Origin of the sequence: Pandoraea eparura, assembly GCF_902459725.1 — a bacterium.
GTDB classification, from domain to species: Bacteria; Pseudomonadota; Gammaproteobacteria; order Burkholderiales; family Burkholderiaceae; genus Pandoraea; species Pandoraea eparura.
This window is the reverse complement of sequence record NZ_CABPSH010000013.1, coordinates 117,558-126,440: the sequence shown is the minus strand read 5'-3', so window position 1 is coordinate 126,440 and position 8,883 is coordinate 117,558. Positions and strand designations below refer to the sequence as shown.

Annotated in this window: 8 protein-coding genes and 2 tRNA genes; 3 read left to right on the top strand and 7 right to left on the bottom strand. The window is 64.5% G+C overall.

The genetic code is table 11. From position 1 onward, the window contains the following. Positions 1-264 precede the first annotated feature (264 nt). From PEP31012_RS20665 to PEP31012_RS20645, 5 genes are all read right to left on the bottom strand, one after another. Positions 265-684, bottom strand: coding sequence for a type II toxin-antitoxin system HicB family antitoxin (locus PEP31012_RS20665; RefSeq protein ID WP_150591166.1), 420 nt, complete (start codon positions 682-684; stop codon positions 265-267). 43 nt (positions 685-727) lie between these two features. After that, a complete protein-coding gene (locus PEP31012_RS20660; RefSeq protein ID WP_150591165.1) occupies positions 728-913 on the bottom strand; it encodes a type II toxin-antitoxin system HicA family toxin in 186 nt (61 codons plus the stop codon). Positions 914-1,155: 242 nt separating this feature from the next. Continuing rightward, positions 1,156-2,343 (bottom strand): alpha-hydroxy acid oxidase, encoded by a 1,188-nt coding sequence (locus PEP31012_RS20655; RefSeq protein ID WP_150591164.1) that lies wholly within the window; start codon positions 2,341-2,343, stop codon positions 1,156-1,158. 65 nt (positions 2,344-2,408) lie between these two features. Next, positions 2,409-2,882, bottom strand: coding sequence for an Lrp/AsnC family transcriptional regulator (locus PEP31012_RS20650; RefSeq protein WP_150591163.1), 474 nt, complete (start codon positions 2,880-2,882; stop codon positions 2,409-2,411). A 145-nt stretch (positions 2,883-3,027) separates the two neighbouring features. Continuing rightward, positions 3,028-3,735 (bottom strand): CerR family C-terminal domain-containing protein, encoded by a 708-nt coding sequence (locus PEP31012_RS20645; protein ID WP_246171407.1) that lies wholly within the window; start codon positions 3,733-3,735, stop codon positions 3,028-3,030. 189 nt (positions 3,736-3,924) lie between these two features. On the opposite strand from PEP31012_RS20645, the gene PEP31012_RS20640 reads away from it, so the two are divergent. Genes PEP31012_RS20640 through PEP31012_RS20630 form a run of 3 tightly spaced genes read left to right on the top strand, consistent with a single transcriptional unit; the run spans position 3,925 to position 8,260 of the window. Further along, a complete protein-coding gene (locus PEP31012_RS20640) occupies positions 3,925-5,220 on the top strand; it encodes an HlyD family secretion protein (RefSeq protein ID WP_425494979.1) in 1,296 nt (431 codons plus the stop codon). 10 nt (positions 5,221-5,230) lie between these two features. Continuing rightward, positions 5,231-6,799, top strand: coding sequence for a DHA2 family efflux MFS transporter permease subunit (locus tag PEP31012_RS20635; RefSeq protein ID WP_150591179.1), 1,569 nt, complete (start codon positions 5,231-5,233; stop codon positions 6,797-6,799). Between the two features lie 6 nt (positions 6,800-6,805). Beyond that, entirely contained in the window at positions 6,806-8,260 is a 1,455-nt protein-coding gene (locus PEP31012_RS20630; protein WP_150591160.1) for an efflux transporter outer membrane subunit, read from the top strand. Positions 8,261-8,424: 164 nt separating this feature from the next. Here PEP31012_RS20630 and PEP31012_RS20625 read toward each other — a convergent pair. Next, positions 8,425-8,501 (bottom strand) — tRNA-Arg (locus tag PEP31012_RS20625). A gap of 155 nt (positions 8,502-8,656) precedes the next feature. Further along, a tRNA-Arg gene (locus PEP31012_RS20620) sits at positions 8,657-8,733 on the bottom strand. Between the last annotated feature and the right edge of the window lie 150 nt (positions 8,734-8,883).

The following is an 8,883-nucleotide window of genomic DNA, read 5'->3' as shown; positions in this document are numbered from 1 at the left end:
CGGCGCCGGCACGGCGGCCGGCAATGCCATGGGCGGACGCTCCGGCGGCCTGATCGGCGCAGCCGTCGGCGGCGGCGCCGGCGCGGCACTCGGCGGCAACATGTCGCGCTCCAGCTCGTACGACAATGGCCACTACCACGGCAAGCGCCGCGGCCATCGCAAGCATCACCACTGATCGGCCGGCTGCGGCCTGAACGACAACGCCCCGCGATTGCGGGGCGTTGTCGTTGGGAATGCGCACTCGGCGGCGTCGCCGCGACGGCGCTACACCGCGCGGACTTCCAGCCGCTTGCCCAACACAGCAAAGGCGCTCTCCACCGCGTCGAGGCGAGAGGCATAGCCGAGCTTCAACAAACGATCCACCTGCACCTGATTGACGTGCATACGCCGGGCCAACTCGGCCTTGCGCACGTTCTGCGCGATCATCTCGTTCGCCAGCAGCACCTTGATCGACGCCATGATCGGCAACGTGATCGTGACCTGCCCGCGCTTCGGACGCGACGGCCACGGGATCGGCCGCTTCTGCGCGAAGTAAAACTCCAGCGCCGCCTCGAGCGCCTCGAGCGCCTGCTCGCGGGCGTGCGCCTCGTTCTTGCCGACGGTAATCGCTTCCGGCACATCCGGAAACGTGACCAGCAACGTATCGTTCGTGTCACGCTTGAGCGTAATGGGATAGGTCAACATAGTTCGCCTCGCAATTCGTTGCACCCACGGGGATCCGCGCACGCTATTTCAGATCGAGCTGCTTCTTGATGGCTTCCACCAGTCCGCGACCCATCTCCTTCGCACCATGATCCGGGAACACGGTCGAACGCCCATTGAGCATGACGCGAAAGTGACTGGATCCGGCACGGTGTTGCTCGAATGTCGCGCCCTGTCGCGAAAGCCACCGTCGGAATTCGCTGTACTTCATACCTCACCCGTGATGGAAGAGAATATTACAACAGATCTGTCGTGCACGCCTCACGGAAATCACAACAAATTTGTTGCAAACTCCCGCAACGCCATCTCACGGCCATCTGGCCCATGCCTTGCATCATCGCCGCGCCCACGGTCCGGCGGAAGCCGGTGGGCCGAATATCGGAAAGCCCCTACGCCAATGAAAAAAGCCGCAGCACAATGGCTGCGGCTTCTCTCACTGGCACGACCGACGGTTCACCGCCCTCCGGGCTCTGCAAGGTAAGGTCCAATGCCCGTCGGGTAGCTTCCCGGGATGAGCATCGACGTGTCGAGCCGGTCGACGCTCGTGCGACCGGTCAGCGCCATCGTCACATCCATCTCCTTGGCAATGACTTCCAGCGCGCGACGCACGCCGGCCTCGCCCATCGCCCCCAAGCCATACAGGAACGCACGCCCGATCAACGTTCCCTTCGCGCCCAGCGCCATCGCCTTGATCACGTCCTGCCCGGACCGCACCCCACCGTCGAGCCACACCTCCGTGTCGCGTCCCACCGCCGCGACAATGTCGGGCAGCGCCCGTATGGTCGAGATCGCCCCGTCGAGCTGACGTCCGCCGTGGTTGCTCACCACGATCGCATCGGCCCCCGTGTCGCGCGCCGCGCGTGCATCGTCCGGATCGAGCACGCCCTTGAGCACGAGCTTGCCGCCCCAGCGCTTCTTGATCCACGCCACATCGTCCCACGACAGGCGAGGGTCGAACTGCGCCGCCGACCACGCCGCGAGCGAACCAATGTCGTCCACCCCCTTGGCATGCCCCACGATGTTGCCGAACGTGCGACGGCGCGTGCCCAACATGCCCAGGCACCAGCGTGGCTTGGTCATCATGTTGGCAATGTTCGGCAACGTGAGTTTCGGCGGCGCCGACAGGCCGTTCTTGATGTCGCGATGACGCTGGCCGCTGATCTGCAGATCCATCGTCACCATCAACGCCGAGCACCCCGCCGCCTTGGCGCGATCGATCAGTCGCTCGATGAAGTCGCGATCGCGCATCACGTACAACTGGAACCAGAACGGCGCCTTGGTATGCGCGGCCACATCCTCGATCGAACAGATCGATACGGTCGAGAGCGTGAACGGCACGCCGAACGCCTCGGCCGCGCGCGCCGCGAGAATCTCGCCATCCGCATGCAGCATGCCGGTCATGCCGGTCGGCGCCAACGCGACCGGCATCGCGACCGGCTCGCCCAACATCGTCGTGCGCGTGCTGCGATGCTCGATGTTGACCGCGACGCGCTGGCGAAACGCAATGCCGCCGAAGTCCGCCACGTTCGCCCGATAGGTCGATTCGGTCCACGAGCCGGAATCGACATACTCGTAAAACATGCGCGGCACGCGCCGCTGCGCGAGCCCCCGCAAATCCTCAATGGTCGTCATCACTGCCATGCCGCGTCTCTGCTTCCGGGAAATCCCGACCGTCTTTCGGGAGTTGGTTAATATCTTCTGTATTTTTACTTTTGCTTGACGAGATCGACGAGCGATTGGGTTTGCTTGATCGTCTTGAGCACGATGTTCGATTGGATCGCCATGACCGCGGGTGCGCGATACAACTCGTTCACGATGAAATCCGAGTAATGCGCGAGATTGCGGGCCCTGACCGTCAGAATGTAATTGGCCGAGCCGGTGACGATGCGCGCCGTCACCACCTCCGGCCAATTCTGGACACACGCGAGAAATTTCTCATGCCATTGATCGACATCGGGACGCAGCGAAATTTGCACTAACGCTTCGAACTCGAGCCCGATATGCTGTGCGTCCACGATACAGCGATATCCGGAAATCACACCGCGATCTTCGAGCAATTTCACCCGGCGCAGGCAGGCCGATGGTGACAACCCTACGGCATCGGCCAACTCCTGGTTCGAGATGCGCCCGTTGCGTTCGAGATGGCGCAGGATGCGCAGATCGGCAAGGTCGAGGTTCATTGGCAGAATCCATCAAGTTTCCCCGGATTCTGGCAGATCCTTCGAATCGCCGCCAGTTGTCCGCCGCAAATGGCCAGCAAATTCCATTTTTGCGTTGATCCCGCAGCGCTCGACCTGCCCGGGCTCATCACGCCTGCGTTGCCCCTTACCCGCCCGACTTGCGCTGCTTGACGATGCGCTCCAGCAGATGCCGCGTCTGTTCGAGCACGGCTTCGCGCACCATCCGATTGCGTTCGGGGTCTGGCTCGCTGGCCCACCCCATCGAACGATCGACCGAGCGGCGCATGACGCGAAACGCCATGCCCAACGTGCTGATGCACACGGCCCGAACCCGCATCGCCTCGTCGTCAGGCGCCACACCCGCCAGCCGGGTCACGATGTTCGCCCCCACGGCGGCGAGCCGGCTCGAGAAGCGCTCGTAAAAGACCTTGAAACCGGCTTCCGGCCCAAGCCCCGCCTGCTCACGGGCCATGAACATGTGCCAGCCATCAATCTCCGGCACTTCCTCCATGAACCCCGCCTTGCGGTTCTGCAGCTCGCAAAATGCGTCGATGAGCTGCTTGTCGGTGGCGTGCGGATCAGCCACCACGCGCTCGGCCGCCTCGATCGCTTCGCCCATCTGCCCCATCACGAGACTCAGGATGTACTCGACGCACGCCGTGTACACCCCCTCCTTGTTGTCGAAGTAGTACTGGAGCGCGGGCGCGTTCACCCCGGCCTCGTGCGCGATGTCGCGAGTGGATGCCCCCGCGAAACCGAACTCCCCGAAACATTTGATCGCCGCAAGCACGATGCGCGCACGCGTTTCCTCGCCGCGTTGATACCCCGTGTCGACCGCGTGCCGTGTTCGCACAGGCGTGCGCGTCGCTCGCCCGACGCGTGAAGTCCCTGTCATGTCTGTCCTTGCTTGCCAAAACTTTCGTCAAAAATATAACACTTGACACAAATCGATCAACTGGAATAATTTTGCCAAATGGAATAATTTCAGGGAACTCCCATGACAACCGCAACACCGGTCAAGCCGACGACCTCGGCGTCGCCAATGGCGCGCCACGTCGAGGCTCCGGCCGCCAAGACCGCAGACGCTGGCGAGACCGCACAAACGCCCGGTCAGCCCAAGGCGCCGTCCAATCCTCGACGCAAAAAGATTCTGCTTGGCGCGCTGGCGCTGGGCGTCGTCGCGGGTCTTGGCTGGGGCGCGCACTGGTGGGTCGTTGCGCGCTTCATCGAGTCCACCGACGACGCCTATCTGCAGGCCGACAGCATGACCGTCGCCCCGAAGGTGGGGGGCTACGTGACGGAAGTGCTGGTGCGCGACAACGAAACGGTGAGCGTCGGCCAGCCGCTCGTGCGGCTCGACGCGCGCCAATACCAGGCCGCCTTTGACGAAGCGCAGGCGACGGTGCAAGCGCGCGAAGCCGATGTCGCGCGCGCGCGGGCCGAACGCACCCAGCATGTCGCGACGATTGCGCAAGCGCGCGCCGAACTCGACGGTGCGCGAGCGGACGCGGTCTATGCCGCCGGGCAAGTTAAGCGCTACGCACCGCTCGTGGCCACGGGTGCGGAAACCGACGAGCGTCTTGCCGAGCTGCGCAATGCGAGCACCCGCGCCGACGCCACGCTCAAGAGCCATCAGGCCAGCTTGCAGGCGAGCGAGCGTCAGACCGACACGCTTGACGCCGCGGTGGCGCAGGCCAAGGCGCAACTGACGGTCGCGCAGGCCAGTGCGCGCAAGGCGTCGCTCGATCTCGCCGACACGGTGGTCAAGAGCACGCTGGCCGGACGCGTCGGCGATCGCGCCGTGCGCGTCGGCCAGTTTGCCCAACCGGGCACCCGATTGCTCACCGTCGTGCCGGTGCAGAACGTCTATCTGAGCGCCAACTTCAAGGAAACGCAGGTCGGTCGTATGCGGCCCGGCCAACCGGTGACGGTGCACGTCGACGCCTTGCCGGGCGAGCCGATTCACGGGGTGGTCGATTCGCTCTCGCCGGGCACCGGCGCGCAGTTCGCCTTGCTGCCGGCGCAGAACGCGACAGGGAACTTCACGAAGATCGTGCAGCGCGTGCCGGTACGCATCCGTCTTGAGGTGCCCGCCTCATTGCGCACGGTGCTGCTGCCGGGCCTGTCGGTCACGGCCGACGTCGACACGCATCGCTGCGATACGGCCGCCCCCGCCAAGCAGGCGAGTCGGGCGCATCAGGCAGATCAGGCGGGCACCCCGGCAGCACAGCTCGCGCTCAGCGCGCCACTGAACGCGCTTGTCGGCCCCGTCACCAGCGCACCGTCGAGCGCCGACACCGCACCGCCATCGGCAAACGCTGGGGCGCAACGTGGCTGACAGTCGCGCGATGGGCACATCCGCGAACGCCATCACGCCGCGCAACGCATCGGCGTCGGACTGGATCGCCGTGGCGGCCGGCGCGCTGGGCGCCCTGCTGGCCACGCTCGACATCTCGATCACCAACTCCGCCTTGCCGCAGATTCAAGGGCAGATTGGTGCGTCTGGCACCGAGGGGACCTGGATTTCGACCGGCTACCTGATGTCGGAAATCGTCATGATTCCGCTCGCCGCGTGGCTCACGCGCGTGCTCGGACTGCGACGCTTCCTGATGCTCAACGCCGTCTTCTTCACGCTCTTCTCTATGATGTGCGGCGCGTCGAGCACCCTGGCCGAGATGATCATCGGCCGCATTGGACAAGGCTTTGCCGGCGGCGCCATGATTCCCACGGCGCAGATGATCATTCGCACGCGTCTGCCCCGTCACCAGATGCCCGTGGGCATGGCGATGTTCGGCCTGATCGTGCTGCTCGGCCCGCTGCTCGGCCCGGTAGTCGGCGGCTGGCTCACCGAGAATGCCAATTGGCGCTGGTGCTTCTTCCTGAACCTGCCGATCTCGGCGGCCATTGTCACGTTGCTCATGCTCGGCCTGAAACGCGAGCCGACGAATTTGCAAGCATTCTTCGAGGCGGATTGGCTGGGCATCGTGGGCCTGAGCATCGGCCTGAGTTCGCTCACCGTGGTGCTGGAGGAAGGCCAGCGCGAACGCTGGTTCGACTCGCCGCTGATCGTCTGGCTCTCGGTCGTGTCGGTCATCGGCATCGGCATGATGCTGGTGGCGCAGTTCACGGCAAAGAAGCCGATCGTCAAGCTCTCGCTGCTCGGCAACAAGAACTACGCGAGCGTGATCTACATCGTGTTCACGGTGGGGGCGGGACTCTATGGCGTGTCGTATCTGCTGCCGCAGTTCCTCGCGACGATCGCGGGCTACAACGCGCAGCAGTCGGGCAACATCATGCTGCTCTCGGGACTGCCCGCGTTCCTGATGATGCCGTTCCTGCCTCGCCTGATCAGCCGCGTGGACATTCGATGGCTCGTGATTCTCGGGCTGCTGTGCTTCTTCTCCAGTTGCATGCTCGACATCGATCTGACCGCGCAAAGCGTGGGGCATGACTTCACGATGTCGCAACTGCTGCGCGGTGTCGGACAGATGCTCGCGATGATGCCGCTCAATCAGGCGTCGATGGCAGCCGTCGAGGCGCAGGACGCGGGGGACGCCGCGGGCCTGTACAACATGGCCCGCAACCTGGGCGGGTCGGTCGGGCTTGCGTTGCTCGGCACGCTGATCGACCGTCGCACCGACTATCACGACGCCATGCTGCGCGAGACGATCACCGCCAACAGTCCCCTCGGTCAGGCCCATCTTGCCGCCAGCGCGGCGGACTTCTTCGCGCAAACGGGGGACAGCGTACACGCGCAATTGCAGGCCACCGCACAGCTCGCCGCCGAGATCGCGCGGCAGGCGAGCGCGATGACGTTTTCCGAAACTTTCTACGCACTGGGGATCGCGCTGCTGTTTTGTGTGCCACTGGCCCTGCTGCTCAAGCAACCGACCGGTTTCAGCGCCGGCGGACATTGACCGATCATGACGCTTCATTTACGAACGATGGCCCTTGCGGCCGCCCTTCTCGTCACCGGCTGCACGGTCGGCCCCGACTATCGCGGCGCGCCCGCAGTGGCGACCGACGCCCTGCGCACCGGCGCGACGTATGCCCATGCCGACGACGGCGTCGCGGCGCACACGCCGGGCGTCGCCCGGTGGTGGACAACGCTGGGCGACGCGCAACTCACGGCGCTGATCGACGACGCCATCGCCCATAGCCCCGATATTCGCGCGGCGCAGGCGAAGGTGCGTCAGTCACGCGCGAGCCTGCGCAATCATCAGGCTGACCTGCTGCCCAAGGCGGGTGTCGATCTCGCGACGTTGCGCACGCGCTCGCCCGACCTGAGCCTGCTCAGCGGCAACGGCAGCAGCGGTAGCAATGGCCGCGGCCCGCTCGATCTGTACGTTGCCGGGTTCGACGCCAGTTGGGAGATCGATCTGTTCGGCGGCACGCGACGCGCCGTGGAAGCCGCCAGTGCCGACGCCGATGCGGCGTCGGAGGATCTCGCGGACGCCCACGTTCAACTCGCCGCCGAAGTCGCGCAAGCCTACGTCGCGCTGCGCGATCAGCAGGTGCGGCTGGCGCTGGTGCGCGACTCGGCGCAACTCGAAGGCGAGATGCTCGCGCTCACCCGTCAGCGCCGCGCGGGCGGCGTCGCGTCGGAACTCGACGTCGAACGGCTCGTCACGCAAGTGGAACAGACGCAATCGCGCGTGCTGCCGCTCGAGGCGGACGTCATCGAATCGCTCGATCAGTTGGCGCTGCTCACCGGCCGCGCGCCGGGTACGTTGGATACCGAGCTGAAAACCCCGAAGGCGTTGCCGAACGTGCCGAAGACGGTCGCCATTGGCGATCCGTCCGCCTTGTTGCAGGCACGGCCGGACATCCGCGCGGCGGAGCGCCGTCTGGCCTCGCAGAACGCCCAGATCGGCGTGCAGACGGCGAACTGGTTTCCGAAACTCTCGATCATGGGTGAACTCGGATACTCGGCGCTGGATCCGGGTCATCTCGTGCGCAAGGACAATTTCAGTTGGATGACGCTGCCGCGCCTGCAATGGAATGTGCTCGACTTCGGACGCGTGCAGGCGGGCGTCGATGGCGCGAAGGCCGGTCGCGATCAGGCGCTGGCGAAGTATGAAAGCGTCGTGCTCACCGCGTTGCGCGATGCCGACGTGGCACTGGCACGGTACGGGCATCAGCGCGAGAACGTTTACCGCCTGCGCAGCGTAGAGGCCTCGGCCACGCGCGCCGCGGCGCTCACGCGTCAGCGCTATCGCGCCGGCACCGCGAGCACGCTTGACTGGCTCGATGCGGAGCGCACGCGCTTTTCCGCTGAGCAGGACCGCGTTGCAGGCGATGCGCAACTGCTCAAGTCGTTCGTGACGCTGCAGAAGGCGCTGGGGCTCGGATGGCAGGTCGGGACGACGGCAGGTTAAGAAGCGACGCCACGCGTTGCCGGGCGAGATGACGTTTGACGGCGCGCGTCGCCTTGCCCGATGTCGCTGACACGGCAGTTCATGCATGGCGCCGTACTTTTCGTCAGCACCAATGAAAAACGCTCCAGAAGCTTTCGCCTCTGGAGCGTTTTTGCCAACTGAGTTGGCGCGGCTGGCAGGATTCGAACCCACGACCCCTTGGTTCGTAGCCAAGTACTCTATCCAACTGAGCTACAGCCGCACGTACTGCACGTGAGACACTGACCAGACTAAACGACGACTGCCAGTGATCCTTCTCATCGACGCGGGCCGAATGTACAAGACATGCGGCGCGTCACTGGGAAGGACTCTCCCGAAAAACTAAGGGTCTCCCCGTGAGGAGACCCTCGAAATAAGTGGCGCGGCTGGCAGGATTCGAACCCACGACCCCTTGGTTCGTAGCCAAGTACTCTATCCAACTGAGCTACAGCCGCGTCGTGAGAACAGAATTATGTAAGAAACCGGCCTGCCACGCAAGTGATTTTTGCAATTCTTTTGTCATATCTCCGATTGACTCAACGCACCCGCCATTCCATGCGGGATTAACGCGGAATCGATCATACTGGCAAGACTTTGCCGCTAGA